Source organism: Flaviramulus sp. BrNp1-15 (assembly GCF_022259695.1).
In the GTDB taxonomy this organism is placed as follows: domain Bacteria; phylum Bacteroidota; class Bacteroidia; order Flavobacteriales; family Flavobacteriaceae; genus BrNp1-15.
Map to the genome: position 1 here is coordinate 1438865 of NZ_CP092099.1, position 18694 is coordinate 1457558.

The 18694-nt window shown below is 30.5% G+C and carries 17 protein-coding genes; 5 read left to right on the forward strand and 12 right to left on the reverse strand.

Features of this window, described 5'->3' with window-relative positions; genetic code table 11:
• The first annotated feature begins 47 nt into the window (after positions 1 to 47).
• Positions 48 to 1580: a sensor histidine kinase KdpD gene (locus MBM09_RS06540; protein ID WP_238676045.1), complete on the forward strand. Its 1533-nt coding sequence runs from the start codon at positions 48 to 50 to the stop codon at positions 1578 to 1580.
• 2 nt (positions 1581 to 1582) lie between these two features.
• Positions 1583 to 2287 (forward strand): response regulator transcription factor, encoded by a 705-nt coding sequence (locus MBM09_RS06545; protein ID WP_238676046.1) that lies wholly within the window; start codon positions 1583 to 1585, stop codon positions 2285 to 2287.
• Positions 2288 to 2462: 175 nt separating this feature from the next.
• Here the strand turns inward: MBM09_RS06545 and MBM09_RS06550 are convergent, their stop codons facing one another.
• The 6 genes from MBM09_RS06550 to MBM09_RS06575 form a co-directional block, all read right to left on the reverse strand.
• Positions 2463 to 2978: a DUF4440 domain-containing protein gene (locus tag MBM09_RS06550; RefSeq protein ID WP_238676047.1), complete on the reverse strand. Its 516-nt coding sequence runs from the start codon at positions 2976 to 2978 to the stop codon at positions 2463 to 2465.
• Between the two features lie 143 nt (positions 2979 to 3121).
• Positions 3122 to 3778, reverse strand: a complete 657-nt coding sequence (locus MBM09_RS06555) for an alpha/beta hydrolase (protein WP_238676048.1) — start codon at positions 3776 to 3778, stop codon at positions 3122 to 3124.
• A gap of 1 nt (position 3779) precedes the next feature.
• A complete protein-coding gene (locus MBM09_RS06560; RefSeq protein ID WP_238676049.1) occupies positions 3780 to 4118 on the reverse strand; it encodes a hypothetical protein in 339 nt (112 codons plus the stop codon).
• Positions 4119 to 4124: 6 nt separating this feature from the next.
• Positions 4125 to 5378: a dihydroorotase family protein gene (locus tag MBM09_RS06565; protein ID WP_238676050.1), complete on the reverse strand. Its 1254-nt coding sequence runs from the start codon at positions 5376 to 5378 to the stop codon at positions 4125 to 4127.
• Entirely contained in the window at positions 5375 to 7300 is a 1926-nt protein-coding gene (locus tag MBM09_RS06570) for a BatA and WFA domain-containing protein (RefSeq protein ID WP_238676051.1), read from the reverse strand. The genes MBM09_RS06565 and MBM09_RS06570 overlap by 4 nt, the downstream gene beginning before the upstream one ends.
• Before the next feature lie 64 nt (positions 7301 to 7364).
• Positions 7365 to 8372 carry a glycosyltransferase family 2 protein gene (locus MBM09_RS06575; protein ID WP_238676052.1) on the reverse strand — a complete coding sequence of 336 codons (1008 nt, stop codon included), beginning with the start codon at positions 8370 to 8372 and terminating at the stop codon, positions 7365 to 7367.
• Between the two features lie 103 nt (positions 8373 to 8475).
• On the opposite strand from MBM09_RS06575, the gene MBM09_RS06580 reads away from it, so the two are divergent.
• Positions 8476 to 10371, forward strand: coding sequence for a peptidase M61 (locus MBM09_RS06580; RefSeq protein ID WP_238676053.1), 1896 nt, complete (start codon positions 8476 to 8478; stop codon positions 10369 to 10371).
• An 83-nt stretch (positions 10372 to 10454) separates the two neighbouring features.
• Here the strand turns inward: MBM09_RS06580 and MBM09_RS06585 are convergent, their stop codons facing one another.
• The 5 genes from MBM09_RS06585 to MBM09_RS06605 all read right to left on the reverse strand — a co-directional run bounded on the left by MBM09_RS06585 (position 10455) and on the right by MBM09_RS06605 (position 17159).
• On the reverse strand, positions 10455 to 11951 hold the full coding sequence (locus MBM09_RS06585) for a S10 family peptidase (RefSeq protein WP_238676054.1): 1497 nt from the start codon (positions 11949 to 11951) through the stop codon (positions 10455 to 10457).
• 43 nt (positions 11952 to 11994) lie between these two features.
• Entirely contained in the window at positions 11995 to 12771 is a 777-nt protein-coding gene (locus MBM09_RS06590; RefSeq protein WP_238676055.1) for a TIGR02757 family protein, read from the reverse strand.
• A gap of 69 nt (positions 12772 to 12840) precedes the next feature.
• A complete protein-coding gene (locus MBM09_RS06595) occupies positions 12841 to 13305 on the reverse strand; it encodes a hypothetical protein (protein WP_238676056.1) in 465 nt (154 codons plus the stop codon).
• Positions 13306 to 13422: 117 nt separating this feature from the next.
• Complete coding sequence (locus MBM09_RS06600) at positions 13423 to 14085, reverse strand: ABC transporter ATP-binding protein (RefSeq protein ID WP_238676057.1); 663 nt, start codon at positions 14083 to 14085, stop codon at positions 13423 to 13425.
• Positions 14086 to 14666: 581 nt separating this feature from the next.
• On the reverse strand, positions 14667 to 17159 hold the full coding sequence (locus MBM09_RS06605) for a DUF5916 domain-containing protein (protein ID WP_238676058.1): 2493 nt from the start codon (positions 17157 to 17159) through the stop codon (positions 14667 to 14669).
• Between the two features lie 201 nt (positions 17160 to 17360).
• Between MBM09_RS06605 and folE the strand changes: the two genes are divergently transcribed.
• Positions 17361 to 17948 (forward strand): GTP cyclohydrolase I FolE, encoded by a 588-nt coding sequence (folE, locus tag MBM09_RS06610; protein WP_238676059.1) that lies wholly within the window; start codon positions 17361 to 17363, stop codon positions 17946 to 17948.
• 55 nt (positions 17949 to 18003) lie between these two features.
• Positions 18004 to 18276 carry a hypothetical protein gene (locus tag MBM09_RS06615; RefSeq protein ID WP_238676060.1) on the forward strand — a complete coding sequence of 91 codons (273 nt, stop codon included), beginning with the start codon at positions 18004 to 18006 and terminating at the stop codon, positions 18274 to 18276.
• A gap of 92 nt (positions 18277 to 18368) precedes the next feature.
• On the opposite strand, the gene MBM09_RS06620 is transcribed toward MBM09_RS06615, so the two are convergent.
• Complete coding sequence (locus MBM09_RS06620) at positions 18369 to 18605, reverse strand: hypothetical protein (protein WP_238676061.1); 237 nt, start codon at positions 18603 to 18605, stop codon at positions 18369 to 18371.
• Positions 18606 to 18694: the final 89 nt, after the last annotated feature.

An 18694-nucleotide genomic window follows, 5' to 3' on the forward strand; every position in this document is an offset into this window, starting at 1 on the left:
AATTTTGAACGATGAGCAAAAGAATATTCATCCTACTCATAATACTTATGAGTTTATCACTCGTAGGTATTATATCTATTCAAGCTTATTATATAAACGATTCAGTAAAAAATGAAAAAGAACGTTTTAAGTCTAATGTTGTAACGGTATTAAATAACGTTTCAAACACCATAGAAGAAAACGAATATGAAAAGTATTTTGCTGAATATTTAGGCTTAGATAGAGAAAAGAAAGCAGATGAAGATGCAGTTTCTCAGTTGCTTATTTATCGAAAAAATAATAGTACAAAAGAAACGCTTATTTATAAAAGTAACGTTTTAGAAGAGAATTATAAACTCTCTTCGTCGCTCTTTGACATTGGTTTAGATAGCCTTGATATAACGAATATTATTGGTAACTCAAGTACAGAAATTTATAGCGATTTAGGTGCCACAGAAAAAGATTTAAAAAGTCCTATAACTAACATTATAAGAAGTGGTACCATAGATGAAGCTCAAAAATTAAATTTCAAGAAAAACCTTAAAGAAATTTTTAGAAGTAAACCTGTACATAAACGAGTTTCAGAAGAAGAAATAAGAACTTTATTATCAGAAAAACTTAAAAAATACGGTGTAGATATAGATTTTGAATTTGCTATTTACAGTAATGATTTAGCAACAAAAGTAAGTAGTGATAATTTTGAAAATATTAAAAATTCAACTTTTAGTGTGCCTATTTTTTACGACGAAAACAATCAGAGTTTATATAAGCTGCTTGTGAATTTTCCTGATGACAGAAAATTTATTTTGTCATCAATAATGAGTATGATTTTGCTGTCTATAATTTTCACCTCAATCATCATACTTGCTTATTCCAGTGCATTATTTCAACTGGTTAAACAACGTAAGATATCGGAAATAAAAAGTGATTTTATAAACAACATGACGCATGAGTTTAAAACGCCAATAGCAACTATTAATTTGGCTTTAGATGCTATTAGGAATCCCAAAGTGATAGATGATAAAGATAAGGTGTTACGTTATCTTGGAATGATAAAAGAGGAAAATAAGCGTATGCATGCACAGGTAGAAAATGTATTAAGAATATCTAAATTAGAGAAAAACGAACTTAATATTAGTAAGGATAGAGTTAAGTTACACGACTTAGTTGAAGATGCGATAACTCACGTAGAACTTATAGTTGAAGACCGACAAGGCTACATTAAAACATTTTTAGATGCCGAAAAATCTTCAATTTTAGCAAACGAAACTCACTTTACCAATGTTATTGTTAATATATTGGATAATGCTATAAAGTATTCTCCAAATGCCCCAGAAATTGAAGTTTATACAGAAAATGTTGGTAATAACATTTTGTTAAAAATAAAGGATCATGGTAGCGGTATGAGTAAAGCTGCTGCTAAAAAAGTGTTCGAAAAATTTTATAGAGAACACACCGGAAATATACATAACGTAAAAGGTCATGGTTTAGGTTTAGCATATGTAAAACGTATTGTAGAAGACCACCAAGGCTATGTATCAGTTGAAAGTGAAAAAGACAAAGGAAGCACATTTATTATAAAGCTTCCATTAATATCATAACTATGGAAGAACATAAGAAAAAAATATTACTAGTTGAAGACGACCCTAATTTTGGAACCGTTCTTAAAGATTATTTAATGATGAATGATTACGAAGTTACCCATGCTAAAAATGGTATGGAAGGCTTTGAAAAATTTAAGAAAGACGATTTCGATTTATGTATTCTAGATGTTATGATGCCTTATAAAGATGGGTTTACATTAGCTAAAGAAATAAGAGAAAAAAACACTGATGTGCCAATCATCTTTTTAACCGCTAAAACAATGAAAGAAGACGTTTTAAAAGGTTATAAAGTTGGTGCAGACGATTACCTTAATAAACCTTTTGATAGCGAAGTATTGTTAATGAAAATTAAAGCTATCATACAACGTAAAGCTACAGAAACGATTTCTGATAGTAAGCAATTTGAATTTAAAATTGGGCGTTTCGATTTAAACTCTAAATTACGTTTCTTAAAATTTGATGGAGGAGATCCTGTAAAGTTATCACCAAAAGAAAACGAATTATTGCGTTTATTAGCGTTGCATGAAAACGATTTAATGCCACGTGAGTTGGCTCTTACCAAAATATGGCGCGACGATAATTACTTTACCTCACGTAGTATGGATGTTTACATTGCTAAACTGCGTAAATATTTAAAACTAGACCCAAAAGTAGAAATACTAAACATACACGGTGAAGGGTTTAGATTGGTAATAAACGAATAAAACTAAATAAGTCTATAATATTAAAAATCCAGCTCATTTGCTGGATTTTTTTGTTTTAAACATCTATTTTTAATGAAATTTTGGAGGTTCGTTTAACGACTTGATATGAAATCGTTTTAATGTTTTATATCTAATGTTAAACGAAGTTAGCTGAAAATTTTTACAAAGTCAAACTTTAATACTTATCAAAATTATCTATGGCAAAGGCTTCATTATAAGAGGCTTCATTAATGGTATTGTTTTCAGAAGAGTCATAATCTGCCAGCAATTTCCAAACACCTTGTTCTTTCTTTAAAAGCACATGAAATTTACCATAGTAACTCTTTTCGTTTGGTGTATTTGGGTTTCTAGTTAATTTATAAATACCACGCTCTGAGGCTGAATTTTCATTGGCTATGCGCTCTAAAAACCGAAACGAAATGGTTTGGTTAAGGTCTTTGTTTGCCCATTGCTGTTTATAGCTTTTTAAATACTCTGTTTTGTTTTTAATTTTTTTGCTGTTGCCACTAACGCGAATTAAATCCTGAGTATGTATACTTGTAAATAACTCATAGTCTAAAGTTTCAAAAGCTTTTGAGAAATTACTCCAAACATCTTCATTAATAGCTTTTAGATGGTCGGTATTTTGCGAATGGTTACTATTGCTAATAAAAAATAATGCAAAAAATGTGAAATAATAAAGCGGTTTCATATCTGAGATTTTTGAGTAATCAAGATATGAAATATTTCTCGATGTTAGATTTTGTCATTGCGAGTGCAGCGAAGCAATCGGTTAAAATTCACTTCCAATTTTAAAGATTACTTCGGTCATTCTTTCCTCGTAATGACGGAGTATTAAATACGCTCACTCAACCAATCCTTAAATTCATAAAAATTTTGTGGAGCTACACCATGACCCACAGGAAATTCTGAGTATTGATGTTTAATGTTTAGGCTGCTTAAAAATGGCGCATTTTGTCTTGCCCAATCTACTGGGATAACTTGGTCTACACTACCGTGAGAACAATAAAAATCTAAATTAGAGTAATCTTGTTTTTCAAGATTTTCAGGGAGAATATCACTATTTATATACCCGCTTAATGCGATAATATTTTTAACTTTTTCAGGATATGTTAAAGCCACAGCGTAACTTAAAATGCTTCCTTGGCTAAAACCTAAAAGTGTAACATTGTTTTTATTAACTGGATAAGTTGAAGTCGCTTCATCAATAAACTTAGCAATTAAATCGCGCGATTGTATCGCTTGTTCATTATCACTCCATTTACCTTTTTCTGCATCAAAATTAATAGCGTACCAAGCATTACCAAAAGGTTGCATAGCATAAGGTGCTTTTACAGAAATAATAAAAAGCTCTTCTGGTAATTCTGAAGCAAAAGAGAATAAATCGTTTTCATCACTACCGTAACCATGCATCATAATTAATAATGGCGCATTTTCAGTTAAAGTAGATTTACGAATGATGTGTTGTAAAGATAATGATGTGTTCTGCATGTTATTTTCCAAGGTTAGCAAATATTTTTTGATAGAAAGCTCCAACTAAAGGAACAGCAAGTGCTTTTCTTCCTAGGGCATTTACAAAACCATAGATAAAAAGTACTGCAAAAAATATGTAGAACCCAGAAGTTACATACCAACTGTCAAAACTACCAATAATATAGCCTAAAGCCCAAAACGTAAGCCAAAGTCCTAAAGATTGCCTAATATGAAAACTGGCGAAAGCACTTTTTTTATCGTCTTCATTATTTAAGTAATAAGCAATTATAACACCTATTATAGTTATATAGCTAATGATGGCATTTTTACGCCCTTTTTCAATATCTTGTTCAGTCATTTATTTTTAATTTAAAGCTACTTTATTATTAGAGATAATACCGTAAACTTTTCCTTTTAGCGATTCATTTTCAAAAATAGCATTCTTAGATCTTGAGATGATTTCGCTTTTTGAGAATGTGTATTTTGTATCTGGGTTAAAGAGTGTGATATTTAATTTCTCACCAATATTTATTGATGAGTTATTTAATCCAAATCTAGATTTTCCTTTTGTAAGTAAATCTATGGTTTTCTTTACAGTGAAAATTGTTTGAAGCGCTCCAAAGGCACTTTCTAAACCAATTGTGCCATATTCAGCATGGTCAAATTCTACTTTCTTTTGCTCTACATCAATAGGGTTGTGGTCGCTAGTTACCATATCTATTGTACCATCTTTTACACCTTCAATTAAAGCATCTACATCGGTTTGTGTACGAAGCGGTGGTAACACCTTAAAATGCGTATTAAAATCTGTTAAGGCTTCATCAGTAAAGTATAAATTATGGATAGTTACACTACAAGTTACATCTAGTTTTTTCTTTTTTGCTTCTCTTATAAGTGCTACTGATTTTGCTGTAGAGATTGTAGGAATATGTAATTTACCGCCTGTGTATTCTAATAAAAATAAATCGCGAGCTACTTGTAATTCTTCAGCCAAAGCAGGAATACCTTTTAAACCCAATTTTGTGCTTGTTATATTTTCATTCATAACACCATGACCAGAAATTTTATTTTCTTGTGGGAATGAGCATACTAAACCATCAAAATTACTGGCGTATTGCAAAGCAATTTTCATAAGGTTTGGATTTGATATTGGCTTTTTGTGGTCGTAAAAAGCCACCGCTCCAGCCGTATGCATATCATAAAGTTCTGCTAAATCTTCACCTTTGCTACTCATAGTTAAGGCTCCAACTGGCAGTAAGCTAACGGCATTATTATTTGCTTTTGAATTTAAAAATGTAATATCGGAATTTGAATCTATTACCGGATTGGTGTTAGAATTTAGTGCTACAGCTGTAAAACCAGAAGACGCAGCAGTTTTAAGTCCGTTTTCAATAGTATCACGTTCCTCGTAACCAGGTTCTCCAAAACTAACACTACTATCAAACCAACCTTGAGATATATGGAGGTTGTCTAGTTTAATTTCTTTGTAGTTTTTTGGATTTTTAATGTTGCTGGCAACTTGAGTAATCACACCATTTTCAATTAATAAATCTTGAGTGGTATTGTGAAAATCACTCTTAGAATCTATTATGGTAGCAGATTTTATAAGTATGTTCATTTAAAGAATTTTAAGATGAGCATTTCAATAATCAATAACGCTAAGGCAAAAATAACAAACCATTTCCATAGGGCGTTAACTTTTGTGTCACTTTTTATTGTTTCAAAAATATCGACAATAGAATTACTAACTGTTATGTTATTTAAGTTAGAAAGGTCTGAGTAATTTAAATCACTTTCAGTTCGGTTATAATTGTAACTCACATTTTTAATATGCTCATTTTTATTGTTTATAGCGTATGTGGCAGCAACAGATGGATTTTCTGAGGTATTAATCATCACTTTGTTATTAAAATACTGTTGCTTTGGTATGAGGTTTATATCATTAAAAACTAACGATAATACAGCATCTTGCTGTAATTGTGTTTCAACATCAAAGGTGTTTTCTTTTCCTATGGTGTAATATAATTCAGGAATTTTAAAACTCTGTTTTGCAATATTGTATAGTGTAGGAACAATTAAAGGGGAATTTTTAAAACTGGAATTTTTCTCGTTTAAAGCCGAAGAAAACACAAAGGCATTTTGGTAATTCCCTAAGAAAACCTTAGCATCTTCAAACTGTAAAGCAGGGGCCATACTATTTGAATTAAGATTATAAAAACTATTAACTTTTGGATATTGAAAATTAGAGACTTTTTTCTCAAAAACACCATTGCTGTACAAAGGATGCGAGAAATTAATACGAGTTATACGTTTTTCTGATGTAACAACATTACTAAAGTTTGTTCTGTAGTTAGCTAAAAATTGATTGTAAGCATCTTTATTTATAGTATTTGAAGGAATAACAACTAAATATCCGCCTTGGTTTGTAAATTGTTTTAAAACAGATGATAAAGCTATTGGAATACTGTTTAATTCGTTTAAAACAATTAAATTTTGTTTGTCAATGCTGTTATAATTCAATTGGTTTTCTTGAGTAGAAGTATAATTGAATTCATCATTAGTATAAATGCGTTTTAAGAATGAATCATCACTAGCATTTATTGTTAATACATTAATTTTTGAAGCATCATTAATGTTAAAATACAGGGTGTTATCAAATTGTAGGCTAGCATCATCAATCGTTATTTTCCCATTTATAATTTGATTTGCTGGAAGAGTAAAAGTAGTTTCAGCTTCTTTATCTATTTCTACCGATGTTTTTGCAATAAGCTTTTCATCATTAAATAATGAAATGGGTAAATTTTTAACTGAAACACCACTGTTTTTCAATAGAACTTTTAATGTAATTGAAGTAATTGTAGTTTCAGAAATAAAAACACTGTCTATAGCAATGTTATTGGTGTTTACAGGTTGTAGCTTAACAAAATTTAATTTTGTGAGCGAATCTGTTATTGAGGTGAAATTTAAGTTTGTGCTTTGAAAATCACTAATAAAAACAAGGTTTCTTAATGTATTTTTTTTATTACTAAAAGCCGCTTTACTTTTTAATAAGGCTGCATCAAGCGGTAATACATTTGACGCATATTCTATTTGTAATAAATCGTTTTTAATAGTATTAATAGTGGTGTTTTTATAGATATTATCGTTGGTAATTAATGTTATGTTTTCATCATTTGGTACATTGCTAATAATATCTTGTATGGCACGTTTTAAAAGTTCGCCTTTATCTCCTTTAGCCTGCATGCTAAAGGAGTTGTCTAAATAAATCACGGTTTCTTTTTCAGCTTTGAAAGCATCACTTTTAGATGTAAAAGGTTGAGCAAACGCAAAAACCAAAGCAGCTAGAAGTAAGAGTCTGGTTAAAAGAATTAACCATTTTTTTATTTGAGAGCTTTTACGGGTTTGCAGTGTAGCTTCTTTTAAAAATGCCACGTTTGTAAACTCTACTTTTTCAAATTTACGTAGTTGAAATAAATGAACAATAATAGGAATAAGCAGTAAAAATAAAGCGTAAAGAAGTTCGGGGTTTTTAAACTGCATTTCTTTTTAGATTTGTCAAATATAGAAAATGGAAATGAATTTATTGGAATGCTTTTGCTTAATATTAACAAAAGAAAATATAATCTTCAATAGGTTTCATGTTTAGTTTTTGCAAATAGCTTTTAATTTCTTTTTGCGAATTTTTATTTGCCACGGTAATGATGCTTTGAATATTCTGTACTTCTGATAAATAATTAAACGGTTTTAAAACTTCACCATAGATGTCTCTCCCAATTTTATTTGGGTTATCACAAATCCATTTAAATGAGATGTTTTTTTCTAAAAGTGCTTTAGCTATGGTTTTTCCTTTATTTCCTGCGCCCCAAATTACAAGGGTTTTATTTTTATTGTAATCTAGCTCTAAAAAGTAGTTTAGTTTTAAAGGAATAAAATGATTTTCGGCATAATGCTCATGAGTTCTAGAGGTACGCGAACTGTAATCTCTCCAATCGTGTAAAACTTCATTACAAGAAATACACTTAAATTGATGTTTGTAAAACCTGAATGCCAAATCGTAATCTTCAGGATATGTGTTAGGGTTAAACGCATCACAAGCTATTAAATCGTCTCGGTGTATCATCCAGCACGGTGATGGAATGACACACTCTTTATAGATTTCAGAATAATTAGCTCCTGTTTTGGTAAGGTTGTTTAACCAAATTTCGTAACTTTTATAACCTGCTTTAATGCCTTTTTTTGCGAAGTAATTTACCAACCCAACCGCGACATGTTTTTTACCATGTTCTTGTAAATTATTTACTAAAATTTCAAGCTTGTTAGGTCGCATTGCATCATCGCTATCCATTCTTGTTATAAATTCACCTTCGCTATGTTTAAAGGCTAATTGTAAAGCGTCAATTATACCGTTTCCGTCATTTTTAAATAACTTTATTCTCGAGTCTTTTTCCGCGTAAGCGTTAACAATATTAAAGCTATTATCGGTTGAATCATCATCAACTATAATCAATTCCCAGTTTTTATAAGATTGATTTATTATGGATTGTAAACAATCGTTTAAATAAGTAGCTGTGTTTTTAAAAGGGATGAGTATGCTAACTAATTTTTTTTGCATCTAGCGAATATACATAAATACTCTTTTTAACAAAATCTTAAGAAGATAACATGTAACATAATGGTATTTTCGACGTCACTTTAAAAATTATAAATTTACTTTTATGAATATTAGAATTTCTTCACTATTGTTAATGGTTAGTATTTTGTTTGCTAGCTGTGGTTCAACTAAAAGCACCAGTAACGATTTAGCAACAAGCTTGCCTATAGAAACATCAATAAATTTATCTCAAGTAGCAGACGATAAGGCTCCTGTAGTAATTAATCCCGGGCGTTTTACTGTTGAAACAGTAACTTACAGATTACCAAAAGTTGTTCAAGGTACTTACTCTGTAAGTGATTTTGGAAAATACATTGATGATTTTAAAGCCATTGATTATGCAGGAAATGAAATGCCAGTAAATAAGGTAGATACAAACACATGGACTATTGCTAATGCAAAGCAATTAGATAAAATTACTTACTATGTGAATGATACTTACGATATTGAAAAAACTGGAGGTATTGGTAAAGACACACCTTTTTCGCCATCAGGAACTAATATTGAACCTAACAATTACGTATTGAATTTACACGGATTTATTGGGTATTTTGATTCTTTAAAAAACAATCAATACAAACTAGATGTTACAGCTTCTGCTGATTTTAAGCGTACTTCTGCGTTACAAAATATGAGTTCTACAACTAGTGAAGATGGTAAACATGTAACGACTAGTTATTTTGCACCAAGATATTTTGATATTACAGATAACCCGATGATGTACGGAAATCTAGATGTTGAAGAGTTTCAGGTTGGTGATATAAAAATTGTTTTAAGTGTTTATTCACCAAATAATATGCATTCTGCAAAATCATTAAAAGAAACAGTATTTAAAATGATGCAGGCGCAAAAAACATACTTGGGTGATATTAATGCTACACCACGTTATGATATCTATTTGTATTTATCTGAAGGAAAAGAGGATTCACCTAAAGGATTTGGAGCTTTAGAGCACCATACATCTACCGTTGTAGTTTTACCTGAAGCTATGGATGAAGCTGCTTTAGCAGAAAGCATGATTGATGTAGTATCACACGAGTTTTTTCATATTGTAACACCTTTAAGTGTACATTCTGAAGATGTGCATTATTTCGATTATAATAACCCAACATTTTCAAAGCATCTATGGATGTATGAAGGTGTAACTGAATATTTTGCAACTCTATTTCAAGTTGATCAAGGTTTGGTTGAAGAAAGTGAATTCTTCAATAAAATTATGGGTAAAATTCAAGGTTCTAAACGTTTAAACGATGCGATGAGTTTTACTATTATGAGTGAAAATGTTTTAAAAGCACCTTACAAAGACCAATACCTAAATGTATACCAAAAAGGCGCATTAATTGGTATGTGTATAGATATTTTAATGCGAGAAGAAAGTGATGGTAATAGAGGTATTTTATCTTTAATGAAAGAACTTTCAAATAAATACGGAAAAAATAAACCTTTTGAGGATGATAAGCTTATAGATGAAATTGTAGCAATGACATACCCATCAATAGGAGACTTTTTTAGTGCTCATGTAGTTGGCGATATTCCTATAAACTACGATGAGTTTTTCGAGAAAGTTGGATTAGAAATAGGAGAGGGGAAAGTTGAAACCAATTATATTTTAATGAATGGAGCGCCAATAGTGAGCGGAGACCCGCAAAAAGGAACTATTTTCTTCACCGATGTAGTTTTAGAAAACAGTTTTTGGGCAGAAAATGGAGCGCAACCTAACGATGTTATAAAAACAATTGATGGTACAGATTTAACTATGCAAAATGCTAATCAGTTATTACAACAAGTTTTTAGCTGGAAACCTGGTAAAGAAATTGAGGTTAAATTAGAGAGAGATGGAGAAGAAGTTGTAATAAAAACAACTACAACGCAACCTTACACAACAGGTGAAGGTATTATGGAAAAGGCTGATGCTACTGATGCTCAAAAAGCCTTACGTGAAGCTTGGTTAAAAGGGTAAAAGTCATCAATTATAACAACAAAAAACGATCGATAAACATTATGTTTATCGATCGTTTTTTGTTGCATTACGTTTTAATACACTTAATTTTTTAAATATTTAGCAGATTTTCCTTTAGATAAAGAATTGTTAATAAATTCACGTAAATCATCATTAGCGGATATCAAATCCTCTTTTCTTAAGTACATCATATGCCCGCTTCTATACCCTTTAAAAGTAAAGCGGTCTTTCATTTTTCCGCTTGGGTCAATTTGCCACATAGTATATTTTGCTGCAAAATAAGTGGTAGCACCGTCATAATACCCAGATTGAATAAGTACTTTTAAATATGGGTTTTGTGCCATAGCTTGCCTAAGTCCGTCACGTGTGTTATCATTTCGTCTGTCCCAAGGATGTACATCTCCAAACATATTATATTTTACATCTGTTTTAAAATTAAGATGCTCTCTAATGTAGTAGTTTATAGCGGGTGTAAAAGCATGATTCCACATGGTTAATTCTGGACTATAATCTGGTGAACTTCCAGCTTCAGTTTTATCAATTCCTAAATATCTGGAATCTAAACGCCCAATAGTTTGACCTGTTTTATCACGCAATAATTCTTTCCAAAAAAAGCGAGTTGGTACATCTAAATTATGTTGTAAAATAGATTTTTCAGATAAACCAGAATAGTAAGCCATTTTTTTTGCAACTTCTTGTTTTTCATTTTCAGAAATAAAACCACCTTTTGCTAATGAAGGCATAACAGTATTAATGGTATAATTTTCAACTTCTGGTAAAATTTCTAATAAATCTTTTTGTTGTAATTCTGATGGTAAAACTTTTTGATACCATGCAGCTGCTGTAAAATAAGGTAAGTTTAATGCAGAATAAACAGGTTGAGATGTACTATATAATTTGTAATCTGCAGGGGAAACTAAAATAACACCATTTAAATACATCCATTGACTGTTTTGTAACTCTTTGGCTAACCCCATAACACGTGTGCCACCGTAACTTTCGCCTATTATATATTTAGGCGATTCCCATCTGTTTTGCCTAGATACAAACGTATTAATCCACTCTGCTAGATATTTAATATCGGCATTAATACCAAAAAAGGTTTCGCGCTTTGGTAAATTACCCTCTTTGTCTTCTATCATTCTTGAATAACCTGTGTTTACAGGGTTTACATAAACAATATCTGCAACATCAAGAATTGAATTTGGATTGTTTTTTACGCCATAAGGTTGTACAGGATAGCCTTCATCATCAATGTTTAAAACTTTAGGTCCTGTATATGCGACATGCATCCAAACCGATGCAGAACCTGGTCCACCATTAAATGAAATAACTAAAGGTCTGTTTGCTTTATCTTTAATATTATTACGCTCGTAATAGGTATAATAGAGTGTTGCTATAGGTTCGTCTTTTTCATTCCAAATGGGTTGTGTTCCTGTTGTTGCTTTATATGAAAAATTAACACCTTTTATTGTTGTGCTATGGTTTGTTATAACTGTTGTGTCTGTTGGTATTTTTCTTTTTTGAGAAAATACAAGTATTGTAGTAATTGATAGAAGAAAAGCTAAATAGTGTTTCATATAATTTGGTTTAATGATTGAATAAAGATAAATAAAACTAATGTTAAAACCCTTCAAAAACTCCTAGACCAAATAAAGCAAAATCATATTTTACTGGATCTGTTGAATCTAGTTTTCTTAAACTTGTATCTAATTCTAATAATGCTTTTGCATCATTTTGTTTTCTAGTTAATATACCTAGTTTTCGTGCAACATTTCCAGAATGTACATCTAAAGGGCAAGAGAGTTGCGAAGAATTTATGGTTTTCCAAATACCAAAGTCTACACCTGCGTTATCATCTCTAACCATCCAGCGTAAAAACATATTAATGCGTTTTGCTGCTGAGTTTTTTAAAGGATCGCTAATATGTTTTTGAGTACGTTTTAAATGGTCAATTTCAAAAAAGGTGGATTTAAATTTTGATATGGAAGTTTGCACAGAGTTTTCTTCTGCATATTTTGCAAAAACACCTTCCAGACCTTCGTAATGTTTGTAAATGTGTTGCATCGATTTTATAAACTGGATACAATCTAATCCGTTAAAAGTTCTGTGAACAAAAGGGAGGAGTTTTTCTAAATCGGTTTCGGTATGGTTAACAACAAAATCGTAAGGTGAGTTATCTAACAATTCCATTAACTTATTAGCATTGTTAATAATGCTTTTACGGTTTCCCCACGCTATTGTAGCAGTTAAAAAACCAGAAATTTCAATATCTTCTTTTTGTGAAAAAGTATGCGGAATCTGTATCGGGTCGCTTTCAATGAACTTTGGGTTGTTGTATTGTTCAACTTTACTGTCTAGAAATTCTTTTAATTCTGAAGCGTTTAGAGTTTTATTCAATTGCTTGTGTTTTACAAAGCAAAAGTAATAACTGTTTTTTAAATAGGAGTTTTAAAACTAATGAAGAACTTATTCTATTCTAATGTAATTTTCTGCCAGAATTCTATCTCCACTTTCATCAAGTTCAATTTGGTTAAAAGTATTTTCGTTTAAAATAAGTTCAAATCGAAATTCATTATTTCTATCAATAGCTTCTTTCATAGAATTTGAACCATAAACCAAAGTTTCAGTTAGTGTGCTATCTGTTATTTTATAGTCTCCAAACCCAAACCAATCTGTAGAATCTTGTTTGTTTAACCTGCTCCACATAACCTTTGTAGGTGTATAAATTTTAAATTGTTTATAAGTATCGCTACTCATAAACGAATCGGTTACCTTATTGTCATTATAATTATAGTATCCTACCATTTGCCATACGCCAACAAGAGAATGTTTTTTGTTGTTTTCAACAGCATTTTGGTTATCAAGCGTTTTATCATTTTTACATGATATTAATAATACAGCGACTAGAAGAGTGGTAGATAATAATTTCATAATTAGGGTGTTTAGTAGTTGGCATTCATATTCCTAATTTACAAAAAAAAGTAATATCCTCTTTATTAGATGTATAAAAACTTCTTGAAAAGATTAACGGTTTGTGTTGAGAAAATATTAATTAACTATGTTTCCATCAATCATAGTAAGCTTTCTGTCGGCCATATTAGCTAATTCTTCATTATGTGTTACAATTACAAAAGTTTGTCCAAACTCATCACGCAATTTGAAGAAGAGGTTATGTAAGTTTTCAGCAGATTCGCTATCTAAATTTCCCGAAGGTTCATCAGCGAAAATTAAATCTGGATTATTTATAAGGGCTCTGGCAACAGCAACGCGTTGTTGTTCACCACCAGAGAGTTCACTTGGTTTATGATTGTATCTATCTGTTAATCCTAAAAAATCTAAAAGCTCTTTAGCACGTTTCTCGGCATCTGTTTTTTTTATGCCTTTAATAAAAGCAGGTAAACATACATTCTCTAAAGCAGTAAATTCTGGTAATAATTGATGAAACTGAAAAATGAAGCCAATATGTTCGTTTCTAAATTTGGCTAGAGCTTTATCATTAAGTGTATTAATGTTGGTATTATTTATACGTAATTCAAAATTTTCATTTGATGTTGCTTTATCTAAAGTGCCTAAGATTTGTAAAAGTGTAGTTTTACCAGCTCCTGATGCGCCAACTATAGATACTATCTCACTCTTATTTATATTGATGTCTACACCTTTTAAAACCTGTAAATCACCGTAGTATTTGTGAATGTTTTTTGCTTGAATCATTTTATTGATTTAACCAATTATTAGAATTTTTAAATTTAAAGTAAATCAATATTACTACTAATATGGTTGAAATAAAATTTATTATCCAAATTTCATCAAAGAATAAATAATGATTTAGAGTAATCAATTTTAAAATTATAAAACTTGTAAAGTAAATCCATTTTAGAAAATCTAATGTTGATTTATTTTTCTTTTTTAAAAAATAGGCTGAGTATGATAAAAGTGAAAAAGAAAATGCTATGGTAAACATTTCCATAGAATAACTTAAATGTAGAATTTTAAATAAAGCACTAATTATTATTAATGAAATACTAAGTAAGAAAAACTTGTAAAATTTACTTTTATCAAATTTACTGTTTTTAATAATTAAACCTAGTGAAGAATAAAGAAAAATTAAAGAAGCATTGTTACCAATATTTTTTATGTCAGAATTAAAATTGGGTAATAATGAAATCATAAAAATTATTAGAGAAACAGATGAGATTAGAATATAACCAATATTAGGAATACTGTCTGCAAAGCTTTTTAACCTTATCATCCATAGTTTTTTGCAATTTACTACTTTAAGCCATACGGCACAATTATGAACTACTTTTGTTACGAAATACTTTTTTTAAATCGTTGTAATCAATAAAATAAACGAGCCTTAATGAAAAAGTATTTTGCTTTTCCTGATCGAATAAGTTATTTAAACTTTTAAAATAACTTTCTTGAGAATCATTTGTGAAATTAAATATTTGATTACGGTATAGTGCCGTTAATTGGCTACCTGGTGCAAATTGCCAAGTGTAACTAAAATCTAAATTCCAGGTATTAAAATTGGCATCAGGATTAAAATCTGAATCGCTACCTATAGTATATTTTGTGTTAGTATCAGATACTAAAAGTGTACCATCATCTTGTAGGTTATACACTTGGTCATCATAAGTTACTCTACTTAAATAATTTCTAAAACTAAGTGTTAGAGCGTTAAATGGATTAAAATTATAGCTGCCGGATATGCTTACAACAGTTTCAATGAGTTCGCGTTGGCCAAAAATGATTTCATCTTCAACTGCTTGGTCGTTAATATAACCTCTATCTGCAGTATAATCATCATAAGAATACCCTAAAACTAATAGGAATTTATCGTTAAATTTAAAACGAGGGGTTATACCGTACCAATAATTATTGAAGTTATCTCTAACATCATCAAAAAACCTACCATAGCCAATATTAGCATTTAAAGCAAAAAAATTGTTGTAATTTGAAGAAATCCAAAGGTTTGTTTGTGCATAATTATCAGTTAAGAAATAGCTATCAAAACCATTTCTAGGCTCAAAATAATCATATTGTTTACCAATATTCCAGTTGGCGTTTATACCAAAAGTGTGTAGCTTTTTTGTGGTAGCTCGAAAATTAGCGCCCATATTTGCACCAGTGTAAGTATTTGGGGTTGCCAATTGATTGTAATTAAACCAAGTGCCTACAAATAAATTGTTGAATGATTTAGTGGGCTCGAAAATTCTATAATTTATATTAAAATTGTAATTACTATAGTTATTTCTGAATAGTATTCCTAGATCGTTAATATCATAATTTTCATCTGCAAACCTATGTCCTAACCAAAATCTTAATTTACCGCTATTTTTTCCAAAACTTACCCTTGAGCTATAACCATTCTCTTTATCTTCTACATCGTTAAACGTACTCATTTTTACTTCACCATAAACACTATATGTGTTTTTTTTGTTTGCTAAATCTAATAGCAAACCTGTAACATTTGCATCTCTAAAATCACCATCTCTAGTAACATTTGTATTTATAAGAGTTACCGATGAGTTTTTATTAAACTGCTGGTCTAAAACCATAATATTATAATTAGCCAATGGTTCTATGGTTTCTTGTCGTGAAGATTTTATAGTTTCTTCAGAGGGAGTGTTTTCATTTACAATCTCTGATTTTTCAATATTTACATTTGTTTTTTCTGTTATTGCATTAAAAAAACCAATACCAAGTCCATTTTTAGTTCTACCTGAAACTTTTACTGCATTAAGTAATTGCACTTTCTCAGGATAATTTAAAATCTCTTCATCATCATCAATTTCTGGGTCTCCAGATGGACCACCACCAATACGTCTTGTGTAAAAAAGATTTCCTTTGCTAAATAAATCTAAGCCTTCTGTAAAAAACTGTCGTCGTTCTGAAAATTGTTGCTCAAAAGGGCCAAGATTTAGTCTTATATTATCAAATCCTGCTTGACTAAAATCTGGTATTAATGTAGCATCTAAAGTTATATTTTCTGTAATACCGTATTTAACATCTAAACCTGCAGCAAAATCGGTTTCAGTTTCACCTTCAAAAGAATTTACTAATGCAGAAGCATAAGGGTAAAAACTTAATCGTGTTGGCGGTGTGATATTCTTTAAACCTTCAAGATTGGCATTGTATAGTCCAAAATTTCCTTTGGTAACATCAATCGGGTTCCAAGAATATTGCGCTCGTGTTTGTCTAAAATGTCTGTGAAATTGTATGCCCCAAACTGGGTTTTCTTGTTGTGTAAAGCGTAGCGCCCTGTAAGGTATTTTTATTTCAACTACCCAACCATCATCAACAATTTGAACAGCGCTATCCCAAACTGCATTCCAACCAAAGTCTTCACCGTTATTTGGGCTTTCTACAGCATCTGCTTGTGTACCAGAACTGAAAACAAAAAACTCTGTATTATTTTGAGCATCGTTGTTGGGGTTGAATATAATTCCAAAAAAATCTGATTGCCCAAAGTTATCACGTTGTGTAAATTGACGCATGATATCTGTTGGTATATCATATAAATAAGCAGCAATGTAAATAGCATTATCATCATAACTCATTTTAACTTCCGTTCTTTTTTCTTTAGGAAGTGTATTCCCAACATCTGGTCTAAATTGTATAAAGTCTGTGGCGACTTGTAAATTTTGCCACATGGTTTCATTTAAAACACCATCAATTGTGGGAGGCTTATCCGTTCTTGTAATTTGGTAGGTCTTTTTATTTTGGGCTTCTAAATGTGTTAGAAAAAGAAAGAGGGTTGAAAATAAAAATAAGTACTTCATTGATTTGATTGATGAGTTGGTTTTTAAAAGACAACAAACAATAAAATTTGTTACAGTTGGTATTACAAATTTAAACTTGACTAAGGGTTGTTTTCATAAATAAACGTTAAAAGAAACAGAAGATTGTTAATATTTAAGATTCTTGATATGTTTTCATTTATAAACTAATTATCCTTATTTTTAAACTGTTAAAAATTTATTATGCCATATAAAAGTTTTGAAGAGTATAACATGCAAGTAACCGATGATGTTAAGACTCGATATGAGAATATTATAAAGGATTTAGGGGAAGACACTAAAAGAGATGGGCTTTTAAAAACTCCAGAGCGCGCAGCAAAAGCAATGCAATTTTTAACGCAAGGGTATCATCAAGATCCAGTTGAAATTCTTAAAAGCGCTATGTTTAAAGAGTCTTACAACGAAATGGTTATTGTAAAAGATATTGAATTATACTCACTTTGTGAGCACCATATTTTGCCTTTTTTTGGAAAAGCGCATATAGCTTATATTCCTGACGGACAAATTGTTGGGTTGAGTAAATTGCCACGAATTGTAGATGTTTTTGCAAGACGATTACAAGTGCAAGAGCGCTTAACCAAACAGATTTTAGATTGTATAAATGATACTTTAAAACCACAAGGTGTTGCTGTAGTTATTGAAGCTTCACATATGTGTATGATGATGCGTGGTGTGCAAAAACAAAATTCTATAACTACAACTTCAGGCTTTAGAGGACAGTTTGAAAAAATTGAAACCAGAAATGAATTTTTAAAACTGATTGGGAAGTAGTTTTTAATAAAATTTGGTATGTTTATTGTAATACCACTATTAAAAATACACAACTATGAAATTAGAAAATTTAAGTAAAAATAAAAAACTCATCCTAAGTATTATTTTTGATGCTATTGGTATGCTTACAATATTTGATATTATTTGGGCGCCGGCATCAGGATATTTAATGAGTAAAATGTATAAAGGGACAAGAGGTAAAATAGCAGGTATAGTTTCTTTTATAGAAGAGATCATTCCAGGATTTGATATTATACCAACATTTACAATTATGTGGTTTTTAACCTATGTGTTTCAAAAGCAAGAAAAAACCGTTGAGGTAAGTTAATAACAACTCAAAATATTAAAGGAAGAATAGTTTAGTTTCTTTTCAACTATACAATATATTTCCCTTAAAGATTAAATTTTATTTTACACTTTTTATTCGGTGTATACTTGTCCGCGGTGAGGCTTTAAAGCATCTCTTATAGGTTTCATTTCATTCTCGTTAACTACCATAAAAGCAATGGTATGCATATCGTTTAAAGTTTCAGTTCCTGTAATAGAAACATCTAGATTTTCTAACTTAATATATTCTTTTAAATGAATTTCATGATGCTGTGCAGTTTTGTTTGCATTAGGACCACGAAAATCCCAAATTAGTTTTAATTTTCGCATTAGCTAATAGAATAAAAAATCGCTTAATTTAATGCTCAAAAGTAATCATAAATTATATAATAATTACTTTCATTAATCGTTTGTTAAAC